Source organism: Paenibacillus sp. OSY-SE, assembly GCF_000283315.1.
GTDB classification, from domain to species: Bacteria; Bacillota; Bacilli; order Paenibacillales; family Paenibacillaceae; genus Paenibacillus_B; species Paenibacillus_B profundus.
In genome coordinates this window covers 1-22,932 of the sequence record NZ_ALKF01000203.1, presented here as the reverse complement: position 1 = coordinate 22,932, position 22,932 = coordinate 1, and the positions used below count along the sequence as shown (strand labels likewise).

Below are 22,932 nucleotides of genomic sequence, written 5' to 3'. Positions count from 1 at the left end.
TTACACGCCCCTCTCTATTGTTGCTTCCGCAGGAGCGGATGGCGCTCCCGTTAAACCATGTGTCGTTTTTTCCCAGTAGAATGGTTTCGTAATGAGCTGCCACAGCGCTTTATATGCGGCCGCACTCATCAACACCCAATAGAGCGGCGTCAGCAAGGCGTATTTGACAATCCCGTATGAAAAGATGCGCTCTTTTTTACGCTCAAGTTCCTCAATCACCCAATATACGCCTGCCACATTACTAAGAACGAACAAGAAATTTCCGATTATAAATTGAATCGCAGCCATGTAATAAATGATGCCTGGAAAAAACTTCGGCACGAACTCCATTTCCCACCCATACCAGAGAATGAGCAACGTCCAGAAGATCGGATTGATCAGCGGGAGAATCGGAGTTGACGCAACCAAGGCTTGAAAGCCAAAAAAACCTTTGGGACCGATTTCCTTCCATAATTGAACCGGGTTGCGCATATGGACAAGCCACGTCTGCATGTATCCCTTAATCCAACGCGAACGCTGCCTAATCCAATTACCCACGCGGCTATTGGCTTCCTCCCAGGTTCGCGAATCGACAACCACGGTCATATAGCCCTCTTTGTATAGCCGGATGCCAAGGTCAGCATCTTCCGTCACGTTATATGGATCCCATGCATTCAGCTCCTTTAATACTGCTGTTTTGAAATGATTCGAAGTTCCACCTAACGGAATAGGATAATTAAGCCGCATAATTCCCGGCAGCAGAAGTTCAAACCACATGCTGTATTCATGAGTAAACCACCGCGTCAACATGTTTTGATCACTATTGAAATAATTCAATTTCGCTTGAATGCATACAACATGCTCCGGACTCTGCTGGAAAGAGAGAATAACTTTCTTCAATTGATCAGGATCCGGTCGATCTTCCGCGTCATAGATAACCACGTACTCTCCCCGTGCGCGGATCAAGCCGTAATTACATGCCTTCGGTTTGGTTTTAGGCAAGCTGTGCGGTACGATCAGAACCGTATAATAGGCTGGCAAATCCATGTTTTGCAGAAGCTCCTGCGCCTCGATATCGTCTTCTTCAATTAATAAGCGAACATCCAGCTTAGCCTTCGGATAATCCAACCGTTCCAAGTTCTCCAGCAGATGCGGGATGACTTCACTTTCTTTATACATAGGTACCAGAATGGTGTAAATCGGGAGTTCTTTCTCGTCCACCGCAAGCACCTCTTCTTCCGTAAAGCGAAGCTGCGCCGTGCTTTTGGTTCCTTTTAAAATAATCGCAAACTTAAACACAGACATGACAAAATAAACGACTTGAACGATGATATTCAATACGATCAACGTAACGAACCAATTCCAGATCAGCCCCGCGATAATCACCACCGCAAGCAAGCAGAGTCCCCACAGTTGCGGCGTCGTGAACGTAATATGCGCCGAGTTCCCCGGATTCTCCTCGATCAACTTAGCCGTGCTTGCCTGCATCAATTCCGGTTCGTATACAGCCTTCCAGAAATCCTCCATTTCTTTGCGTGTCGCGAGCACCTGCTCAATCGGCGCCTCCACAATCCCTTCCAAGTCGACGATTTGCGCTTCTGTCAGAGGCGCACCAACGGCAATAAGATAACGATTCGACATTTTATTGATCATAATCGCGTCATAAGCTCGCGCTGTCGCCTCAGGTAATCTCGCTTCGTGCTCAAAGGAAAATTCCTTGCCAATCCGCCCGATCTGCTGTTGGGTGGCAATCTCGCGGTAGAGCCTGTCCGGTTCAACGAACTTGAGCGATAACAAGATGTCACCCAATTTACCCCCGCTTTTTCTTTGGAACTCAAGCGCTTGTTCGAGTTGCTTCTCCGTGATCGCTCCGGACTGTACAAGCATTTCACCAATCCGTCCCTTGCTCTGGTTGCGCTCCGTCAGCTGCTGGATAGTGTGTGGACTGACGTCATAGAGTTCTGACACGACGTCACCCAGTCTGCCTCCATATTGCTGCTGCCGTTCAACCGCGTTGCGAAGTTGCTCGTTCGTAATCCAACCTTCGCTCACGAGCAGATCCCCAATCCTTCTTGAAGGTTGAGGTGTCTGCAATTCATTCTGCTCCACCTGCTCATCTTGAATGCTCTTCATTCTATTGCACCTTTCTCGATGTTGTTCAAAAAGCCACGTTATGATCACGCATTTCGATTTGAATAACAATCAGATCGACCGCGGTTATCGCTTTGATGCTATGGTTCGATCCGGGAGGAATTTGAATCGCATCACCCGCTCTGGCCGTGAAGCGTTTGCCGTCAATACTGACCTTCGCTTCCCCGCGGATAAGCGTCCACAGTTCACTCCGCTGATCTTGCTTCTGATCGCTCATCTGTTTACCCGCATACATATGGACTCGTTTCGTCACCGAGCCGTGTTCCCCCATCGGTTCTCCCAAATGCAGAATCGTATACCAGCCATATAACGCCTCCTTATACATGGGGGGCATCGATAGCGTCTGGACAACTTGCTTCAGCCCAGTGCTTGCTGCTTTATCTGTGATGAGAATCCCATCTGGAGAAGCCACAATTACCGCATCGGTTATCCCTAGGGCAACAACGGGGATATTAAGCTCATTGATTACATGCGTATTGAGGCAATCCTTGCTGACATATCCCTTTCCATACATCGGTTCCTTCATTTGTTCCGTCCATTCGTTCCAAGTGCCCAGATCGTTCCACCGGCCTGCAAACGGCTTGACAGAGATTTTCTTCTCTTTCTCTACCACTTCATAGTCAAAGCTATTTTGCGGCAACCGTTCGTATTGAGCGATTAAGTCTTCGTATGAAGTCGGCCATCCGTTCTGTTCCAAAATGCGCAGCACATATGACAAGCGAAACGCGAATACACCGCAATTCCATAGAGCGCCATGCTTAATCCACTTTTCTGCTTCCGCAGCGGGCGGCTTCTCAATGAAACGCTGAACTTTGCGTAATGATTGTTGCATGCACGGATCAGGTACCGGGATAATGTAGCCATATTTCTCGGCAGGATAGGAAGGTTGTATGCCCATTAAAGCCAAGTTGTCCTCGGCATGGGCCAACCCGTTCGCAAGTGCGCGCAGCTCAGCAAAATAATCGTCATCAACATCAACATCGACAGGCATCACCACGATAACTTCGTCCTCTGCTGTATTCAGCACGCCTTGTAAATAAGTGCACGCCAATGCAATCGCTGGAAACGTATCGCGACGCTCTGGCTCCAGAACAAGCGGCACATCTTGATCAAGTTGGGTGAGAAGCAATTCTTGCTGTCCCCGACCGGCCGCAATAACGGCTGATTGCTGTAAGCCTGCCTTTTTAATCTGCGTCCATACTTTTTGCAGCATGGAAAAACGCATTTGATCATTTTCCTCATTCGAATGATTCACTCTAATAAATTGCTTGGAACGGCTATCATTGGATAACGGCCACAACCGTTTCCCGCTGCCGCCGGATAACAAAACTAATTTCATCTCCTAGCCTTCTCCCATCCTACAATCTTTGTCGACTAAACGAACGATTTGTAAATAATTAGGCCTTTTCGACTAAGACTATCTTAGCGCCTATTACTGAACATTTTCTGAACAAGGGAATATTGAATCAGAATCCACGTCATGAAGTGGTAATTTCCACTGGAACACAATGCGTTATGAGACATTTGGAAACCGATATTTCGAGTTCAGATGACAGCGTATATATGGACGAGACAAAGGCAGGACTGATACTGGGGGACAGTGAGGTTAACGGAAAGAGTGGCATTGGACTGCTCAATACAGATAAACGCATAAAACGATGTAGGCCATGCATGGTATGAGCCATATAAGTAGAACTGCATTGTTTTTCGCGATCATTTCTGCGGGTGACGTAAGCTCCATTGGAAAACATGCAGCAGAATGTGTGGATGAAGCGGAGTACCGGCATGCAGGCTATATTTTGTACAATGGATCCGGCTGTTTGGCGGCGTTCGGTGCGGAGGGAGTGCCAAACCATTGGATCATTTCCAATGAAACCGGCTGCAAGACGATATACGTCTCTGTTTCATTGGACAGAATCCAACGGATAAGGCAAAAGGTCCCCTACCTCCTTGCCTGCCACTTCTCTTCGAGTGATAAAAGAACCACATGGCATTATAGCCCGACTGGTGTGCGTAACTTCAACTAGCTGACCTATGTAAAAATGCGAGCCCTCGCCCGCAAGTTCAAGAAGCAAGCTGCCAACCGCTTCCTTTACTACTCTTCAGGTGTCATGGATTTAGGCTTATTTGCAGGTGTTTGATGTCCTAACTCTACCTTACTGGGTAAATTATCTGCTGATAAATAAGCGTTAACAATATCAGGAACATTTTGGATTGTCATTCTCATTCCATCCTGCACTTGTTTCTCTATTACTTCTATGCATTTAATTAGATCATTCTGAATTGTCATTATCCCATTTATGTATTTGCCTTCTTTGTTTGTAATTACAATCTCTATTCTACACCCATGTTCGTCCTTACCTTGTAGTTCACATATGAACAAATCGGAATCAGCAGTTATTACTTTTACGTATTGACCTTGATAGTGAACAAACGGCTGAGCTACATACTCTCTACATATTTACTCACGGAAAAGGCAGCTTGCATATTAATAACGAGCAGTATCATTTGTCGGCCGACAAATACTATATGCTCTCACCCGGAGCAGCACTTCAAATTAAAAATGAAGCAAACACTCCCCTCCGTTTTTATCAAATTACGTTTGCCGTCATCCGAGTCGGGAATCCTCGGCATGAGACATATCCAGAAAACATTTTTCCGGGACGCTATGAATTTGCGGTGTATCCCTTTACACGTTTCATTCGACTGATAGAAGGGTTATATTAGCCAACGTGCCTCTTTGGCAGCACACTCCTATTTTCCATAAATTAACTGAAAAAAAAGCCGCTTGACTACTTAACCGAGCTGCGCATTAACCGTTCCAAAGAATGGTTGCTGTGTTCAGAAGAGCCACTGCGCGAGATCGCCCATCGGGTCGGTTTTACTGTACCACCCGCTTGGCTTTCAGCCAGCAGATAAGATTCAGAAGGTGCTAGACTCGGGCGATGGATTCACGGAAATCCCGACAGCGAGCTTACCTGCTTATGCTGGTGATCAGATCTTCATGCTGCTACCTGAGAATGCGGTGTCCCGGCAAGCGGCAATGGACTTGATGAATGACTCGCTCTGGCACAATCTCCCCGCTGTGAAAAATGGCTATGTGTATATCGTTGAAGCAAATGAGTGGAACTTTGGAGATGCATTAATAAGAGAGAAGGTCCTTGATATGCTTCCTAATTTGCTGCGCAGAACGCCATAGTAAACAGGTTATCTACAGTATCCTCGACAGGGGCATCCATAGAGATGCCCTTGTGCGCTCGAAGCTGCTCTTGATAAGCTGAAAGCCTACTTAACGATGAGCTTGATAAAAGGCCTGCAGCCTCTTCATTAACTCTTCCTTTAAACCCGGATTCGTGTCCACATTGATATAGGACTGCGGCGCAGTAAAATGAAAATCGCTTCTCAATTCCTCTAATGATAGGGGCTGAATTTCTCGTATCGACAAAATAGGTATGGCAAATCCTTTCTCTAGCCCATCCAGATATGCTAATGTACCTTCGCGCGATCCGGGCTTCTCTTCTTCCGCAATGGCGGCAATGTTTTCGATCTTATCGATGATAGGCATTCCGAATTCAATATATCCTTGAATGGCTTTGGCTGGCGAACTTACGTAAATAAAAGCAGACACCGCTTCTTTCGAAAATTTTCTTCGATATTCATATTTCTTGGTTCCATTCAAAATGTCTGTATAAGGCTTCGGGTGCAAACTTAAAATGATTGTTTTCTTTGGTTGTTCAGGAATCTCGAATAATGTGGGTTGCATATCGGCGACCACCCTTTATTTTCGATTTTATCATTTACATTGAAAATTGCCGGCAGCAAATAAGCGATTATCGATATCTTTGCTCCTGCAAGAGATTATACTTCACCTACTCCTTTGCTTCACTCTCCCCGCCATTCAGAACAGCATACCATCCCCCCTGCATGCGAATAAATTTTAATAGTATTAGAAATCAAGCTTGAAATGAGAACGTTAGTTCTATATAATGAATATAAGAACATTTGTTCCATATTTAGGTCTATAAACCACATTGCGAGGAGGATGTCTTCATGGAAGCATTGCAATCTATTGATACATTGGAAGAGTTACAGCGTCAGTTTCATTCCGAATCTTCTTGCGTCTCTTTTCTATATAAGCTGAAGTGGCCAAAGGGCTTTGTCTGCCCACGCTGTCAGCATGCCCATGCCTACGTCATCCGAACACGCAGGCTTCCACTGTACGAGTGCCGCGCTTGCCGCCATCAGACATCTCTCATCGTCGGCACGGTCATGGAAGGCAGCCGCACGTCTTTACAGAAGTGGCTCACAACATTCTGGCTTGTCTCCCGTTCCGATATCGGCATCAACGCCGTCCGGCTTAGCTCGATTATTCAGGTGACATACAAAACTGCCTGGTTGATGCTGCGTAAGATCCGGGCTTCAATTAGCCGCGCCGACACCGATCGGCCGCTGGCAGGGGTGGTTCATGGGTTCCTGGCATTCTATGGCAGCCATCCATCAAGACAACTCAACCCGCGGGAATGCCCGCTAATCGTCGCCGAATCTGTCACACTAGACGGACAAACGGGTGAACTTAAGATGAAGCTTGTCGATCCGACTCGCCTCTCCGACAAGCTGCTGCTTCGTTCCGACTGTGATCAATTCGCCGAATTGCATGTTGCCAAGACTGCTGCCGAGACATCCATCACCCGACACAATTGTCGGGTTCGCCGCAAAAACCCCTTATATCAATCCTTCAAAAGGGCATGGCATTGGATGAACGACACCTTTCACGGGATAGGCGCTAAATATCTTCAGGCATACCTGGATGAATTTTGCTTTCGATTCAATAGCTCTCTCCATCATACGTCCGCTTGGGAGCAACTATTGTGCTTATGCGTGGCCGTGCTTTCCCCTGCCTGGGCTGCTTCTTACGACCGAAATGACGCCCCCTTAGTTTTAGGCGCTACGACAGCGGCATGACCAAGTTGATTGCGCTGCACCTTGCGAACTATTATTTCGAAGGCGTATTCACACATTATTAATCTGCTCTGTTCCAGCATTTTTGGCTTTGTTCTAGCTGCTTTGCTCCGTTCCCAACTATGTTTGTTCCGGTCCAAATTTGAATTTTTGCGTTCTGGCTGTTACTTTTTGATCGTTTTGACTGTACTTATTGAGCTATTCCAGCTGTGCCTTTCTAGTCGTTCGGGGTGTACTTATCGAGCCTATTTCAACTGTGCCTTTCTAGTCGTTCGAGGGGTACTTATCGACCTGTTTCAACTATGACTTTTTAATCGTTTTTGCTCTACTTTTTACTTCGGTCTGGCCGTTTTTGCTATGCCGCTCTGTATGTTGAAAAACTTTTTTAGAAATGATTATTTTCAGGCACAGTCTTCTGGCTATACATATCGAAAGTGAAAAAAATAAGTAAGGACGGTACATCCTATACCACCTTATGTAGTTTCTGAACTAAGGGGATAGTGGAACTAAGCATTAAAAGAAAAGCTCCTATCTTGAACATGATTCGTCGTTCCCCCTTTCTCCTTGCTAAGCTAACACACGCAACACATCGTCAATCTTCTTGCCATTGGCAATGACGCCATTGTTCATCCACGTCAAGAAGTCAATCTCATACACGCGGTGGTTGCACACAGCCGGAAGCGAACGCCATCTAGGATCCAGCAATTGAGCTCTTTCCGCGCCATCCTCTACGTCATGTCACTTGTCAAATGTGAAGAACAGATGATCAGCATCCAGCTCGGAGAGCCTTTCCTATGGTACACTCCTTTTCTCGGTTTTACCTATCAATTGGCTGACAAGCGGATGCGGCTCCATGCCCAAATTCCGGTATAATACAGACCCCGTATATTCCAGATCCACACTGATGCAATCAGCCGATACCCGCAGGAAAGCAAACGTCTGTCCTTTCACCGAACGGGACAGCGCTGTTCTGACTCGTTTCAACTGCTGCATTGCTTCATTCTCTCGTTCCATCAGAAGGCGGACGTCCAAGAACAACTCTAGTACATCGCTATCTATCATGAATTGCCGCTATATATATGTGTCGGTATATGCAACTGTATGCAGCTTGTTCTCAACGCTATCCCCTCCTGACTGTGTGGGAGAATGGAGCTAAGAGCATTGACCATTGAACGATGCGGAACAATGCCATCTCATCGCGTTCATAACGACATCTCTACTCTTGCTTTTATACAAATTCCTTTCCGGGAAGGCTCTCTTTCAATTCTCAATTCTTGCCCAGAATAATATTGCCCGCTACCCCCGGCATAGAAAGACTTCATGATAGCGATCTACCATGAAGTCTCATTTTATACTTTTTAGTTGTCCTTGCTTAGTTATGTGTTACTACTGCACCGGAACCTCCGTACATATCGAGTTCGCCTTCAAGTTCCAGCTTCAGAACGGTTACATGTTCATGTGCATCTTCTGGTGTCATATGAATCCAAGTTGTTCCTGGAATGTTGAACCAAGGCACGCCACCATGAATTTCATGGGTAAGCTCTTTGCCAGAGTGAAGCACTGTAATTTTCTTGATTTTGTTCGATAACCCTTTCAAGCAGACACACTCTTTAGGATCGTCGTATACAAATAGATAAAGTGACTGTTTATCTTTAGATACCGTACTGCCGCCTAAGTAGTATCGTGTATGAATCCCCTCGGTTGTTCCAAATACCGCTTCTTCATGAGTACTAATCCATTTGCCAAGCCCTAATAAAATATTTTCTTGTCTCTTATCTACCGTGCCATCTTCCATAGGTCCGATATCCAGCAGCATGTTGCCGCCCATCGTGATGCAATCACAGAACATTCTGATGATTTGTTTCAACGATTTATATTCGTTATCTGCCGGTTGATATCCCCAGGAGCTATTGATGGTCGTGCAGAATTCCCATGGGCCTTCTGGTCGTGTTATCGGTATCCCCTGCTCCGGAGTTTTATAGTCTCCATGACCTTGAAGTCGTGAGTTGATAATAATCTCTGGATTGAACGATTGGAGATAGTGCTTGAATTCCGGCAGATTCCACTGTTCGGCGCTTCTTTCCCAGTCTCCGTCAAACCACAGCAAATCTACTTTTCCATAGTTGGTTAACAGTTCTTTTAATTGATTGTTGTTAAATTCAAGGAACCGTTTCCATTTCTCCTCGTCTTGAACGCCGTCTACTGGACTGGAGAATTTATTGACCTTGCTCAGATCCTCCGGCACCTTGCCGCCCTCATATACACTCGGATAGTCTGGATGTGACCAATCAATTAAAGAGTAGTACATCCCCAGCTTAATCCCTTTTTTGGTTATCGCTTCGGCATACTCTTTTATCAGGTCTTTTTTGGCAGGCGTCTTTTTCACGACGTTTAAGTCGGAATATTGGGTATCCCATAGAGCTACGCCATCATGGTGCTTTGTTGTTAACACGGCGTATTGTGCCCCTGACTTTTCAATCAGATCGGCCCATTTGTCTGCATCGAAGTTCTTGGCTGTAAAGCCATCTAATTGCTTCATGTAATCTTTGTGAGATATTCTTCCGTTATAGAAAGACCAAGATTCTGCTATCCCATTGACCGCATAAATACCGTAATGAATGAAAATGCCTAACTTCGCTTCTTCAAACCACTGTTGAACCATGTTGTGTGTCCTCCTTAAGTATGTTCTAGCTTTACTTTCTTATGTCCGAGCAATAATGTCAATAGAAAAAACGTTTTCATTAGAACATTGATGATGATTCGCCATCATTCCGCTTGCTCTTATTCTATCTCGTCATTTAGGAGCACCATGTGGATATGATCTTCCCATTTTCCATTTATCTTCAAATATTTCTTTGCTGCGCCTTCATTGTGGAATCCAAGCTTTTGAACTACTTTTATAGACGCCGTATTTCTGGGCATGATATTAGCTTCAATTCGATGCAGCTGCAAGATGTTGAACGCAAATTCAATCATATGTTTGATTCCCTCGGTCATATAACCTTTGTTTCTCTCTTGTTCGTCGATTCGATAACCTAAATAACAGGATAGGAAGCCTCCTTTTACAATATTGCTCAGTGTAATAGAGCCAATTATTTTTTCAAGCTCATCTAATTTATACATCCATACTCTAACTAACTGTCCTCTTTCCATTTGTTGAATGTCTTGATGAATAAGGTTCTTTTGCGCTTCCAGCGTATAATAATCGGGAGCTCTGAGAATTTCCCATTCCTTTAAAAATTCCTTATTTCGTTGCACATAATCCAACACTTGAATCGCTTTAGATTCATCAATGGATGTTAGCTTTAATCTTGGAGTGACTAACTCAAGCTTCATGTTCAACCTCCTTCATGCTTTGTGTCGCATGTAATTGTTAGTTCAGATCAGAAATATTTTACTATATTATTCCTTCTCATGAGTAGGTTTATTATGTATTCTTTTGAACAGCAAAAAGAGCCTTCTGTTCCTGAACAGAAGACTCCTCGACAAATAAATGATGTGGTTCAGTTTACTTTTTTCTTCCTTCCACGAGCATCTCGGCGACTTTTTCTACTTGGCTTTTCACCTCAATCGGATCGTAAGGCCAGAAGTAGTCCCCATCCAGATCGTACACGCGGTTATTTTTCACAGCGTTCAGTGATTGCCAAAAGGAACCGCTCCGCTCAAATTGCCCGTCTGCAAGGCGCCATTGACGACGCTGTTCGCGAAAGTCCGTCCGAATTCTCTGCACAATTGTTTGTCAGAGGCGGAGGGAGTCAGCTCTACTTTCAAGCCATCTTGAACGATGTCACCTCCCAATTCCCGCAGCCTATCGATGAGAATATCAACCGCTTTGCCAACCTCCGGGTAGCTTGAATCACATGAGCCGAACACAGCCGCTTTCTTGCCAGACAGATTGAGCTCTTCCATTTCATCGTAAAAATCAAGGAATTCGTTCGGCAGTTCCCCATCCCCCCAAGTATAGGCACCCAACAATATTCCGTCGTAATCTGTCAGGTCGGCCGCGTATGCATCCATAACGTCCATCACAGTCAGGTTCCCTTCTGCCTCACGAACCCCTTTCGCAATCGCATCGGCCATCTCTTCGGTATTCCCGCTCATGCTGGCAAAAATCAAAATGATCTTTGGCATCATCATTCCACCCTTCATTTTCCCGCCAATGATCACATGGCATTTTATTTGATATTGATAATCATTATCATCATATATTCAAACTTTATCTTATGTAATGCAATTACGCAATCCTAAAATTAACCCCATTCAGTGATATAAATTGCTGCTGAGCGGCCCTTCACTCATAACGCCAAGCATAAGGCGCAAAAAGTCAACCGAAGAACGATAATGTTCCGCTTTCGGATGGACGGTGTAGGCTGTGCCATTCAGCAGAGAGCACACTTCAATTTTTTCTGGCAACCTGTGAAAAGCTTCATGAGCGAATACGATGGCAAGATGAATAAAAGCTTTAAACACTTGCGGCTCATCAGCGATAACATATTTTCGAACGACGAAGGACGCGTCCGAGCACTCAGCCATTTGCAGTGTCATTGACAGGGTTGCTCCCAATTCCGCAGCTTGAACGGTAAGAGTCTCCCCCAACAGCAGCAGCGACTGGCCGGAGGATTCACTTGTCAAATATTCACTCAAATTGTAAGATACCGAACGTTTGATTAGAACGTAATGTTGTTCCGATTGGAATCGCTCCCGTTCTTGCGTCCAATACCTTTCTATATCGTGAATGACGGAAGCTGGTGTTCTTGTCTCAGGGGCACGGGCATAATACGCATGCACGATCTTATTAACAGATGCTTGAGCTGCATTTATCCAGCTCGATTCGTGAGAATTCCGGCACTTGCGAAAATAACAACGTCGGCAGCGGACAAACCGTTCTAATTCATCGTCACTTAACCGCTCCTTACATACCGGTTTTCTCGGCAATAACATGGGCTTCCTCCTTAGCTGTTCGATTTATATGATAATGATTATCATTATTATTAATAGTTCTATTTTATTACAATCCACACATAGCTTTCAACCCGAAAACTCAATCCGGGTTTACACAGCAAAAAACACAGGCGGACTGCTGCCTGTGTCTATAATCCCTCGGGAAATTTCTGAACCAGCCTCACAACATCAGCTGCTTTTCATATAAATTTGCGCTCCAGCCTTCTCCAACGACTGTTTTTTGAAAAACAAATCCAGCCTCCTTATAATATTGATTCAGTCCTGTATTTTCGGTCATGCAGTCCAATCTGAAAAATCGCTTTCCTTCCCTTCTTACATATTGCTCAGCCCATTCCAATAGCTTGTGTCCCATCCTCATCCCGCTGTATGTTCTGCTTACCACCAACCGGTGCAAGTAACCTGATTCCTCATTATCTAGCTCTTGCCATATCGGTTTGTCGTTCCATTGGATCGAAAAACATCCGATTCCGGTCTGACCCGCTAAGGCTACAAACACTTCTTTTTCTTGCATGAAGTTCTCTATATATTCTTTTGTGAAAGTGTGCTCACTCCACAGCTTAATGCCTCTTGCGACTCTCCAGCGGGCAGCTTCAACATAGAGCTCTTGTAAAATGCCAACGTGATCGGCATTCGCTCGTTTGATCACAAGATTAGAACCAGTTTCATTCAAGGTTGTCACCTTTAACATTCACCTGCCTTAATGATGCTTAAGGATGTATTCATTGCAAAAAAAGCCGGTCCTTCCCTGGCTTGGGAATAATGAACGAGATCGAAGTACCTTCCCCGGGTTTGCTTGCAATGGACAAGCCTTTGCCATACAGTTGCTTTAATCTCCGATCCGTATTTAGCAATCCGATTCCTCTATCGCTGCGTTGCGTGCTGTCCAGCAAATTTCGCATCTTTTCCTCGTCCATGCCTGCACCGTCATCCGATATCGTAAAGGCCCAGCAATTGCTGTCATCCGTGATGTGGATACGAACGGTTCCGCCTTTGCGTTGGCTTAGAATTCCGTGTTTGACGGCATTTTCGACGAGCGGCTGGATGGTGAGGGGAGGCAATTGCAACCTGATGTCCGGTTCTACCTCCCAGACAATATGTAATCTATCCTCAAATCGTTCCTTCTCGATGTACAGATACGAACGGACGAGTTCAAGCTCGTGCTCGAGCGGAACAAGCTGTTCCGAGTTCCAGAAGTCGAAGCTGATCCGCAGAAAAGAGCTAAAAGCTTCGACCAGCTTTTGCATTTTGTCCGTATCTATAGTGCTTAACGCCATAATCGAGTTCAACGTGTTGAACAAAAAGTGAGGTTGAATTTGAGCTTGCAGATAAGCAGCTTCGATACGCAGACGTTCACTGACAGACTGCTTCAACGTGGCCAATGCCCGGACGCGGTATTTCAATTCCAAAGCGTCGACCGGTTTGGTGACATAATCGTTGGCGCCTGACAAAAATCCGGAATACACGTCTTCCGGCTGATTCCGTGCCGTCAGCAGTAAAATCGGCAGCTCGGCAATCGAGAATCGCTCCCGCACAATCCGAGCCAATTCATACCCGGACATCTGAGGCATCATGACGTCTGCAATTATCAGATCCCATTGCTCGGCATCCAGCATCCCGACGGCTTCTCTCCCTGATACCGCTGTCCCGATATCATACTGTTCCGTAGACAAAATGTTGCATAAGACCTTCAAATTAACGGGATCATCATCAACAGCCAATATTTTCATTGTGTCTGTTGCGGTACTTTGGCTCGTATCCGGCAGGACGGACCATAGTTCAGGTGTGGCTGCGTTATGCAAGACTAGGACCTCGTCAGAGTCATCTAATTCCGGGACCATTGATGCCGCTTCCTCGCGACGGAGGGACTCGTTGGACAACGGAAGCGTAAAAGTGAATTTCGAGCCTTCGCCCGGTGTCGAGCGAACCGTCAGCTTCCCGCCATGCAATTCCACCAGTTGCTTGCAGATGCTCAGTCCGAGCCCGATACCTCCACCGGTGCCAATTCCGGGCATTCCTTGCTCATAAGGCTGAAAAACTCGGCTTTGCGTGTCCTCGTCCATCCCAATCCCTGTATCCGATACATGAATGACCGCTCGGCCGCCCTTTGTTTCGGCTAAAATGGAAATGGTACCCTCTTCCGTATATTTAACTGCGTTATGCAGCAGGTTGAACAGAATTTGAACAAGCCTTTTCTCATCGGCCATAACATGGGGGAACGATTCCGGTATATCCATGCTGAACCGAATCGGCTTGCCTTCCGTCATAAATCCGAGCATGTCCACAACCCCCGAAGCGACCGATTGCACGCGCAGATCAGCCGGTTGGAGCACGATCCTCTTCTCATTAAGCCGCGACAAGTCGAGCAAATCGTTCAGCATTTGCGACATTCGCCGGCTTATCGTAATGAGCAGTTCAAAATCTTTGCGGCTCTTTTCATTCATCGAGTGCCGCTCATTAGCCGCGATAGTGTGCGCAATGTTAATGATGCCATGAAGCGGAGTTCTCAGCTCGTGCGAAGTATTTGCGAGAAATTCATCCTTCAGCTTGTCCGCTCGCAGAAGCCGCGCGGTAAGCTTGGCGTTTTGCTCGGCATGGCGATAATACCTTTTGAACCAAAAAGCCGAAAAACCAATGATTCCTGCAAAGATATCCCATGGATAGAAGGTCATGTCGACCCAATTGAAATTCTGCACGATTCCCCAAATGATGCTGGATGTTAAGCTGACAGCCGCCATTAACAAAAATACGATGTCGATGTAATTTTTCAACAGCATTTTACCTATCACATATAGAACTGCCAAGACAGGAAAAAGATAAAAGAACAGGAATAACCATCCGCTGTAGATCACATACTGTACCGGCGAAAAGAAAATAAACGTAGTGTACAATCCGAGCGGGACATAAAACCAACGAAACGATTTATTGATTTCATGTTCGGGAATCAGGCTTGTTGTCAGCTTCAACATGAACAGCGATATGCCCAGATACGCCAACCATTTAATTTTGACTGCCCACGTGTAGTTAATCGGCAGCCAGATGAGCAGCAAAGTACTGTCGTCTGCAGCAACAGACAATGCTGAACATACGAGTAACAAAAACAGACAACTGAATACCTGCTGCCGCCTGTTGAAAACGTACATAATACCCGCATACAGGCCGTGCAACAGCAAAATAATAAAGGTAACCAGTTGAAAACCTATCGAGTACATCCACTCGGTGTCGATGGCCGCTTGCGATCCGAATCGGATCGACTGGACAATGCCTCCTTTTAAGGGATTGTCGAAGTTGGTTGCATGTACGATAATTTCAATTTCTCGCTGCTCCCCTGCTATGTACGAAACGGTATATGAGTTGGCTTTGGGCTTATAATTCTCGGCTTGCTCCGCAGGCGAGCCGAACTTGGCCAGCAATTGTCCATTCATGAATAGCATCGAGGAAGTCTGGATGTTACGAATCCAAAATCCGTAAGGTTGGTTCAAACGGCCCCCCGTTAGAATACGCAGTCTGTACGTGCCATAACCATAGGAAGAATCGCCCTTGTCTGACACAGAAGAGCGCCAATCTCCCGGAACTTTAACGTAAGATTGCGATGGAAGTGAAAATGCTTCGGCATCATTTTGCTCCAAAAACCTGCCCGGATAAAATTCCCACTCGCCATTCAACGCGATAGAACGTTGATTCTCAAAATCCCAATCCCGCAAATCCAGCATGCCTTGAGCCGCTAGCGGGTGTTCCGGGGGCAGCTGAAAAGATAGCCAAACGAAGCGCAGGCCTGTAAGCGCGGCTAGCAATAGTCCTGCAATGAAAAATAATTTACGATTCGACATCATACCTTATAACTCGGCATAATCCTGCATCCCCCTATCGAAGTCGATGAGCCGTCATCATCGTTATCATTGTGGTCTGATTCAAAACCAAATTCAGTTCTTGACGAATCGATTTTGGGCTAATAATGATGAATTGTCAACCCTAGTGCGGAGCTCAGCCTGACAGTCTTCATGCACGGTTGTTTACGGCGGGTAGTTCATGCGCCTTTTGCAAAAAAACAACCACCATAGGCCTTAAAGCGCTGACAGTGGTTGTGCCCGTTCCTATCCAGTTTTCAGCATTAATTTCCTTGTTTCTTCACATATCCCATCAGACCATGCAAGGTCCTCACGAACTCAGAACCTGACATGCGGCCTAATGCGCCATAAGCGCAGTCTATTTCATTATAAGATGTTACCCGATCTTTTCGGATACTGGGGCCGTATATCACTACCGGAACCGGTTCGCCCGTGTGCTCCTTAACCTCACATGGTGTTGAATGATCCGCTGCCAAAGCCAAATATACATCATCGGGCAAATGATTCGCGATTAACCCAACCATACGATCAAACTGTTCAAGGGATTGTGCCTTTCTGAAAGGTTCATTATCGTGTCCCATTAAATCCGGAGCCTTGAGATGAACGTAGACGATATCATGATCAGCAATTTGCTCGAGCGCAAGTTTCGCTTTTAATTCAACGTCGGTATCTAAGCTGCCGGTCAGCTTTACGTCGGTGACCGCGTTATATCCAGCCAATTTGGCTGCCCCAAGAACCGTGCTTTCCGCAGCGATGCAGCTGCCGCGGAAATGCATATTCGCAGCAATGGGTTCCAATTGCGCCATTCGTCCAGCACCTCGGGTGAGAATGAAATTCGCAGGTGGATGTCCTTGCGCAATACGCTCTCGATTAATCGGATGCGATGCAAGAATCGAATGGGCTTGCTTAAGAAACAGGTTGACTGCAATAGCGGTCCGCTTCGCTTCCACCGTATCATCCCGTGCTTCAACGGGAAGATACGCCTTCCCATCGTTCGGGGCTTTCGGGTCAGAATCACTGATCTGATCGCTAAGACCATTGCCACGTATAACAAGTACGGCCCGATGTTCCGTTGCTGGCTTGAAATAAGCACGGATGCCATCGATAATTTCCATGCCATTAAGCGCTTCGGCAAGCCCGGCCGTATTCTCGCGAATTCGCCCGGCACGACGGTCCAGGACAATCCCCTCATCATTGATCGTAGCAAAGTTGCAGCGAAGAACGACATCTCCGGGCTGGACTTCCATACCGATTCCCAGCGCTTCAATGGGGCCGCGTCCCGGATAATGATCCGGTTGAAACCCGAATAATATCATATGTCCCATATCGGTGCCAACTGGAATTCCTGACCCGATTAAGTCCATCATACCGGTTATTCCTTCCGAGGCTAACCGATCTAAATTTGGAGTATGAGCATATTCCAACGGTGTTTTATGACCTAGCAGCGGATGCGGACGATCTCCTGATCCATCCGCAATCGCCATAATTACTTTTCTGTATAGCATACACGCACTCCTCTATCATTTGCTAGTCTAGCAATGTGTCTTATAATCGATATCCAAGAATTTGGAACCACGTAAATACGGAGAGACTAATGACTGCAGCACCGATAAAGCAGGTAACGACTGCATATTTCACTTGATCAAATACACTGAAATATCCAGTGGAAAAATAAATCGTATTTACTTTCGAATGTGGCGGCAAAGTGATCGTATAGGTTAAAGTCATGGCCGAAGCCAACGCCAGGGTAACAGGGTCCATGCCTAACGTTTTGGCAAGTGCGATAAAAGCGGGAATAAGGATCGTTGTCCGTACGGTCTTGCTCGTGAAAATTAAGTGACTGTACATGCTGATGAATATAACAACAACATAGACGAGCATATGATTCATTTGTTCCAGACCCAGACCATAGACGACTTTATTGATCATCCATTCCGCGCCTTTCGATTTCTCAAGCGCATTCCCGACGGCGTAAGCGCCTGCTGCAAAAATCATCAGATCCCACTTAATGTTAGCTTCCTTCCAGGTAAGCAATCCGATTCTTGGAAGCAAACAAAGCACACCTGCAATGACCGCCGTCATGTATACACTAATTTCAAAGCCAAACAAGGCCTTGTGATAATCTTCCGTTGCCCATAACAAAACAGTAAATAAGAAGATTGTCATTGCTTTTTTCTCATCAAGTGAGAATTTCTCCAGCTTCTTTAATTCTTCTTTAAGTTTTGACATTGCGCCTTCGAACTCCGCTTCCCCTTTAAAAGAGAAGAGCCTTAAACCAACGAAGAATGTAAGCAACATGGTAATGATGGCGGTTGGCATGGAGGCTGCTAACCAATCCATATATCCGATCGAGCCTCCGGCTTGCTCATTAATAAAACCAACGGCAATGATGTTCGCAGCTGTCGCAGTCATGACGCCGGAAGTGGCAATCGCATCGGCTTGAACACCTTGCAGCATCATTAATTTGCCGAAATTGCTTTTACCCGGTGTTGCTTTATAAATCTCTAACAAAATTAAACAGATCGGAACCATTAACGTTGCGCGTGCTGTCGTTGATGGAACGAAGAACGCGAGGGCAAAGTTGATGAAAATTAAGACAAGTAATGTTTTCTTTGGCGTCTGTCCGAATTTGGTTACCATCCATAATGCGAATCTCCGCGCCAAATTAGACTTAATCATGGCAGAAGTGAGAATAAACGCGGAGACCATGAGCCAAATGACATCAAATCCAAGCGTCCCAAATGCCGTCTTTTCTTCGGCTGTGCCGGATAAGCTCAAAATAATAATGGCGATCATGGAGGTTAAGTAAATAGGCAATGCGCCGCTAACCCATAGTATAAGTGCACTGGCGAAGATCGCAACCGCTTTTTGAGCCTGCGGTTCCATGCCTGCGGGCGTTGGCATGAACATCAGTACGAGAAACACAATGACCGCAAGCGGAATCCCGACTTTCTTAAATAACGCTTCAAAACGACCTTTCTTACCACCCGCCTCTGGTTTGTTTGGTTCCGTGGAATTGCCGCCTGATTTTAATGGCTTAGTAGTCATTAAATAATCCTCCCAAGATGATAAAGAAATGATTGCGTTTTCATTATAGCGGAGACTATAATTATAAGACAATTTGATTGTATAATAGTATTCATAACATTGCCTTATAGATGGTGCGTAGGAGGATGAGGCTCACGATGAACATCAACAAACTCGAAACCTTTATCACGTTATCCAATTGTTTGAGCTTTACAGAGGCAGCGGAACAACTCTACTGTTCTCAACCTGCGGTCAGTATGCAAATTCTAAGTTTAGAAGAAGACTTGGATACGCGCCTGTTTGACCGCATCGGTAAAAAGTTATACTTAACAAAACAGGGCGAGCAGTTTAAGCCGTATGCGGAACAGATTGTGAATTTGCTGCAAGCGGCCAAAGAGCATCTCCATCAAATGGAGGATATGTCATCGGGGACACTTTCCTTTGGCGCAAGCAACTTTGTCGGCGTTTATTTGCTTCCACCCTTGCTTGCTCAGTATAAAGAACAATTTCCCAATATTAACATCAGCATGAAAATTACTTCGTCCCAACAGCTCACGCAGCTGCTGGAGTCAAATAGCATAGAATTCCTTATTTTATCGGATCAAATTGCAATCGATGAATCTCGCTTTTATACCGCAACATATTATCAAGATCACCTTGTTTTTATTGCGCCGCCGTACCATCCATTAGCACAGAAAGAAGTTTGCACGCTGCATGATCTGCAACAAGAGACATTTCTCATGAAGCCGGATAAATCAGCAACCAGGCATTTTCTTGATCAAAGGTTTCAACAGACGGGGATATCAATTTCCAGTATCATGGAAATCAGCAGCTTAGAAGGCATCAAACAAGGGGTTATCCATGGACTTGGGATTTCTGCGGTTTCGGAGTTTGCGGTCAAGCAGGAAATCGCTGGCGGGCTGCTTGTTAAACTCCCTGTGGAGGATGTAAAATTTGAGCGGGGCATTCGTTACATTTATCATAAAAAAAAGCATCTATCCCCCGCAGCGAGAGAGTTCATCAAATTGCTGGATGCAGCTCCACACAGATCTTGGGATCAACCTGCGGATTTCAGAAAATGAATATAATATTATAGCCTTACCTGCCCTAATATACTTACGATTTGTTAGTAAAGGAATGAGATATATGCAACAGAAATCTATGACAATTCAGGAAGTGGCGCAGTTAGCGGGTGTATCTGTAGCGACGGTATCCAGGGTATTGAATGACAGTTCTCTGGTCAAAGAAGAGACTCGCAACAAAGTATTAAGCGTCATACACAAATTCAATTACCAGCCGAACCTGTTGGGACGGGATTTACGGAGATCGGAGACGATGAAGGTGCTCGTATTGACTCCGACCCTGGAACAATCCATTTTTGCCGATATTGTCAAAGGCATCGAAAATCGCGGAAAAGAGGATGGCTATTATGTATTGGTCTGTCCAACTTCGAATCATGCGAATCGGGAAAGGGAATTGTTCCAAATGCTGCAACACAGGCTTGCCGACGGTGTCATCGTCATTAGTTCGACTCTCAGCAAAGAAGAGCTTAGCGGATTGGGACAAAAGCACAGCATCGTTCAGTGCTTAGAAATTACTGACGCCTCTTATACTTGCGGTGTATCCATCGATGATGAACAGGCGGCCTTTGACGCAGTCAGTCATCTAATCGAATTAGGACATCGGCGTATCGCCCTAATCGGGGGGCCCACGTTGAATAACTCAACACGCCTTCGAGAGCAGGGATATCGGAGGGCGTTGAACCAATCCGACATTCCTTTTCGGCAGGAATGGGTGAAGTATGGGGATTATGACCATCATGATGGCGAAGTGCTTACGAACGAGTTACTAGAGTTACAACATGCGCCTACTTCTATATTTTGCATGAACGACAGCATGGCTATCGGATGTGTCAATGCGATTAGCAAAGCGGGATACGAGGTACCGGAGGATTTTGCAGTAATCGGATTTGACAATACCCGTGAAGCTACGATGTCCTTGCCGGCACTGACAACCATTCACCAGCCAAAATATGATCTGGGCTACACGGCGATGAATTTGCTCATTCATAACATGACGTCAAAGGAGAAAAAATATGAACATGTGACGTTAACGCATCAACTGATAGAACGTGCCTCTACCGTGGAGAAGGAAAAAGAATAGTTCGGAATAGCATTCAGAATAAGGATACCGGAACTGGTTCAGTTGGCGCTTTGGCCGACTGCTTCCGGTTCTTTTTTGTTCTTGTTCTGCCAATGGGTATTGACGAACGAATGACCATGTAGAACGACGGTTACATTCGAACCATATCCTGACTAATCGAACCGCCCTTGACGTCAGAGCGCCGAAGGCGGTTCTCCCGCAGCAGGCCTGTAAGTCAGCCTGACCGGCTGCATTCGTTCTTGCTCTTCTCTCGCCCTCTTGCCAAAGGGCTGAAAGCCGTTCTATACAGGCATCAATGATTGGACTTATTGGTGCAACCGGACCGAGTATAAATATGAACTTGATACTACTGATTTTCCACCCCCCATTTGCACATTTCCTCTAATATTGGCATCAGCGTCTTGCCTCTTGGGGTTAAAGAGTATTCTACTTTCGGAGGGATTTGCTGAAATTCCTCTCTATTTACAATGCCGTTGCGTTCCAGTTCACTTAACTGGGAACTCAACACCTTATGAGTAATACCAGGAATGCATCTTTTCAACTCTCCGTATCGCATTACCTCTTCAAAGGCTAATTGGTACATGATTTTCATTTTCCATTTTCCTCCAATGATTGATAACGTATAGTCAAATGGAGTCAGTTTCTCTTTTGCGGTCGTGCTTTTAGGCTCTTCGATCATCATAGTCACTCTCCTTCCAGTAAGTATCTCTCAAAAAAGTGCGTACTATCTTTTATTGAGTCCGAGTTTATACTTATGAGTAACGTTCATTTGCTAACCTAAATTTTAATATCCGCCTGTCAGTTAGGCAAATTTTAATGAGGATGATGAAAATGCCAAAGCAAGATGCGCTCGCGTTTCATGCGAACGACTTGAGTGAACAGGATATGTATAAGCTGATGATCGGTTCGGTTGTGCCGAGGCCGATAGCGTGGGTATCGTCTAAGAGCAAGGCTGGCGTTCTTAATTTAGCGCCGTTCAGTTTTTTCACCGTTGCCTCCCGTAACCCGCCGACGTTACTGCTTTCAATAGGACAAGGAGTCAATGAGCGGGAAGGTACGATGAAGGATACGCTTACAAATATTCGTGAGGTTGGCGAGTACGTCATTAATATGGTGTCCGAGTCCCTCGGTGAGGCGATGCAGCGCTCGTCAGCCAATGTCGAGCCGGAGAAAAACGAATTCGAGCTTGCCGGAGTCACCCCACGCCCTTGCACGACCATAAATGTGCCGGCAGTGCTTGAAGCTCCGATTGCGTTCGAGCTGAAGCTGGATCGGATTATTCCAGTAGGCGATGATCATCTTGTGCTTGGCAAGGTGGAGCGTGTGCAAATAGACTCGGCCGCCTATGCGGGAAACTATAAAACAGCGATTGAGCAATGGAAGCCGCTTGCAAGCTTGGCAGGAGACTTCGCAGGATTAACACCTTCATTTTCGCTCGGACAGAAGGAGCAGTAAACAGCATGTTCCAGCTCTGCTGCCCCATTGGAAGCCGGGACGCGAAAGCCCTTGGCCTTCCGGCGCGAAGGTCAAGAGCTCTCATGATAAAGAATTGGAGATGTCAGAAGAAAAAGTCTTAGACCGGAGTAGTTGAGCTCCTGGTTGCACCCTTCCATAGGGCGGTTTATCCGTAAGCCGTCCTATGGAAGGGGTTGGGGAACACTCAAGTGCGAGAAGTATTACCTGCATAAATACGCGACCTTTGAAGAGTTAGAAAAGGATGTCGAGGATTACATTCGCTATTATAACTACGACCGATTACAAGCTAAAATAAACAGCCTTAGTCCGATGGAAGTTCGAACTAAGGCAGCTTAGTTATTTTTATTCATTTGTACTGTCTACTTGACGG

Annotated in this window: 22 protein-coding genes; 7 read left to right on the top strand and 15 right to left on the bottom strand. The window is 45.8% G+C overall.

The genetic code is table 11. The features are described from left to right. The 3 genes from A372_RS0128935 to A372_RS39175 form a co-directional block, all read right to left on the bottom strand. Nucleotides 1–2,112, bottom strand: a complete 2,112-nt coding sequence (locus A372_RS0128935; RefSeq protein ID WP_019424430.1) for a glycosyltransferase family 2 protein — start codon at nt 2,110–2,112, stop codon at nt 1–3. 25 nt (nt 2,113–2,137) lie between these two features. Further along, nucleotides 2,138–3,469, bottom strand: coding sequence for a sugar phosphate nucleotidyltransferase (locus A372_RS0128930; protein ID WP_019424429.1), 1,332 nt, complete (start codon nt 3,467–3,469; stop codon nt 2,138–2,140). Nucleotides 3,470–4,225: 756 nt separating this feature from the next. Then, nucleotides 4,226–4,351: a hypothetical protein gene (locus A372_RS39175; RefSeq protein WP_272943485.1), complete on the bottom strand. Its 126-nt coding sequence runs from the start codon at nt 4,349–4,351 to the stop codon at nt 4,226–4,228. Nucleotides 4,352–4,542: 191 nt separating this feature from the next. Between A372_RS39175 and A372_RS39700 the strand changes: the two genes are divergently transcribed. Next, complete coding sequence (locus A372_RS39700) at nt 4,543–4,857, top strand: AraC family ligand binding domain-containing protein (protein ID WP_085981988.1); 315 nt, start codon at nt 4,543–4,545, stop codon at nt 4,855–4,857. 277 nt (nt 4,858–5,134) lie between these two features. Beyond that, a complete protein-coding gene (locus A372_RS38890; RefSeq protein ID WP_237728647.1) occupies nt 5,135–5,329 on the top strand; it encodes a hypothetical protein in 195 nt (64 codons plus the stop codon). 90 nt (nt 5,330–5,419) lie between these two features. On the opposite strand, the gene A372_RS0128910 is transcribed toward A372_RS38890, so the two are convergent. Next, nucleotides 5,420–5,893, bottom strand: a complete 474-nt coding sequence (locus tag A372_RS0128910; protein ID WP_019424425.1) for a hypothetical protein — start codon at nt 5,891–5,893, stop codon at nt 5,420–5,422. A 287-nt stretch (nt 5,894–6,180) separates the two neighbouring features. Here A372_RS0128910 and A372_RS0128905 point away from each other — a divergent pair, with 287 nt between their 5' ends. After that, the gene (locus tag A372_RS0128905; protein WP_019424424.1) at nt 6,181–7,092 is read left to right on the top strand and encodes a transposase; all 912 of its coding nucleotides are present in this window, start codon (nt 6,181–6,183) and stop codon (nt 7,090–7,092) included. Between the two features lie 564 nt (nt 7,093–7,656). Here the strand turns inward: A372_RS0128905 and A372_RS38885 are convergent. From A372_RS38885 to A372_RS0128855, 10 genes are all read right to left on the bottom strand, one after another. Then, entirely contained in the window at nt 7,657–7,794 is a 138-nt protein-coding gene (locus A372_RS38885) for a hypothetical protein (RefSeq protein ID WP_019424423.1), read from the bottom strand. A gap of 87 nt (nt 7,795–7,881) precedes the next feature. Continuing rightward, on the bottom strand, nt 7,882–8,151 hold the full coding sequence (locus A372_RS38880; protein ID WP_026011347.1) for a hypothetical protein: 270 nt from the start codon (nt 8,149–8,151) through the stop codon (nt 7,882–7,884). 310 nt (nt 8,152–8,461) lie between these two features. Next, a complete protein-coding gene (locus tag A372_RS0128890) occupies nt 8,462–9,751 on the bottom strand; it encodes an alpha-L-fucosidase (protein WP_019424421.1) in 1,290 nt (429 codons plus the stop codon). Between the two features lie 119 nt (nt 9,752–9,870). After that, nucleotides 9,871–10,425 carry a GNAT family N-acetyltransferase gene (locus tag A372_RS0128885; protein ID WP_019424420.1) on the bottom strand — a complete coding sequence of 185 codons (555 nt, stop codon included), beginning with the start codon at nt 10,423–10,425 and terminating at the stop codon, nt 9,871–9,873. 297 nt (nt 10,426–10,722) lie between these two features. Next, a complete protein-coding gene (locus tag A372_RS0128880; RefSeq protein WP_019424419.1) occupies nt 10,723–11,220 on the bottom strand; it encodes a flavodoxin in 498 nt (165 codons plus the stop codon). A gap of 129 nt (nt 11,221–11,349) precedes the next feature. Further along, complete coding sequence (locus A372_RS0128875; RefSeq protein WP_019424418.1) at nt 11,350–12,030, bottom strand: hypothetical protein; 681 nt, start codon at nt 12,028–12,030, stop codon at nt 11,350–11,352. Between the two features lie 181 nt (nt 12,031–12,211). After that, entirely contained in the window at nt 12,212–12,739 is a 528-nt protein-coding gene (locus A372_RS0128870; RefSeq protein WP_192813644.1) for a GNAT family N-acetyltransferase, read from the bottom strand. Between the two features lie 31 nt (nt 12,740–12,770). After that, nucleotides 12,771–15,881 carry a hybrid sensor histidine kinase/response regulator gene (locus tag A372_RS0128865; protein WP_019424416.1) on the bottom strand — a complete coding sequence of 1,037 codons (3,111 nt, stop codon included), beginning with the start codon at nt 15,879–15,881 and terminating at the stop codon, nt 12,771–12,773. A gap of 278 nt (nt 15,882–16,159) precedes the next feature. Next, the gene (apgM, locus tag A372_RS0128860) at nt 16,160–17,401 is read right to left on the bottom strand and encodes a 2,3-bisphosphoglycerate-independent phosphoglycerate mutase (protein ID WP_019424415.1); all 1,242 of its coding nucleotides are present in this window, start codon (nt 17,399–17,401) and stop codon (nt 16,160–16,162) included. Nucleotides 17,402–17,441: 40 nt separating this feature from the next. Next, entirely contained in the window at nt 17,442–18,944 is a 1,503-nt protein-coding gene (locus tag A372_RS0128855; RefSeq protein ID WP_019424414.1) for an SLC13 family permease, read from the bottom strand. A gap of 137 nt (nt 18,945–19,081) precedes the next feature. On the opposite strand from A372_RS0128855, the gene A372_RS0128850 reads away from it, so the two are divergent. Continuing rightward, entirely contained in the window at nt 19,082–20,005 is a 924-nt protein-coding gene (locus tag A372_RS0128850) for a LysR family transcriptional regulator (protein WP_019424413.1), read from the top strand. A 64-nt stretch (nt 20,006–20,069) separates the two neighbouring features. Continuing rightward, nucleotides 20,070–21,086 carry a LacI family DNA-binding transcriptional regulator gene (locus A372_RS0128845; RefSeq protein WP_019424412.1) on the top strand — a complete coding sequence of 339 codons (1,017 nt, stop codon included), beginning with the start codon at nt 20,070–20,072 and terminating at the stop codon, nt 21,084–21,086. Between the two features lie 346 nt (nt 21,087–21,432). On the opposite strand, the gene A372_RS0128840 is transcribed toward A372_RS0128845, so the two are convergent. Then, the gene (locus tag A372_RS0128840; protein ID WP_019424411.1) at nt 21,433–21,768 is read right to left on the bottom strand and encodes a winged helix-turn-helix transcriptional regulator; all 336 of its coding nucleotides are present in this window, start codon (nt 21,766–21,768) and stop codon (nt 21,433–21,435) included. A gap of 149 nt (nt 21,769–21,917) precedes the next feature. On the opposite strand from A372_RS0128840, the gene A372_RS0128835 reads away from it, so the two are divergent. Both A372_RS0128835 and A372_RS39695 read left to right on the top strand, forming a co-directional pair. Further along, complete coding sequence (locus A372_RS0128835) at nt 21,918–22,541, top strand: flavin reductase family protein (protein WP_019424410.1); 624 nt, start codon at nt 21,918–21,920, stop codon at nt 22,539–22,541. 132 nt (nt 22,542–22,673) lie between these two features. After that, nucleotides 22,674–22,898: an IS3 family transposase gene (locus tag A372_RS39695; RefSeq protein WP_083858961.1), complete on the top strand. Its 225-nt coding sequence runs from the start codon at nt 22,674–22,676 to the stop codon at nt 22,896–22,898. Nucleotides 22,899–22,932: the final 34 nt, after the last annotated feature.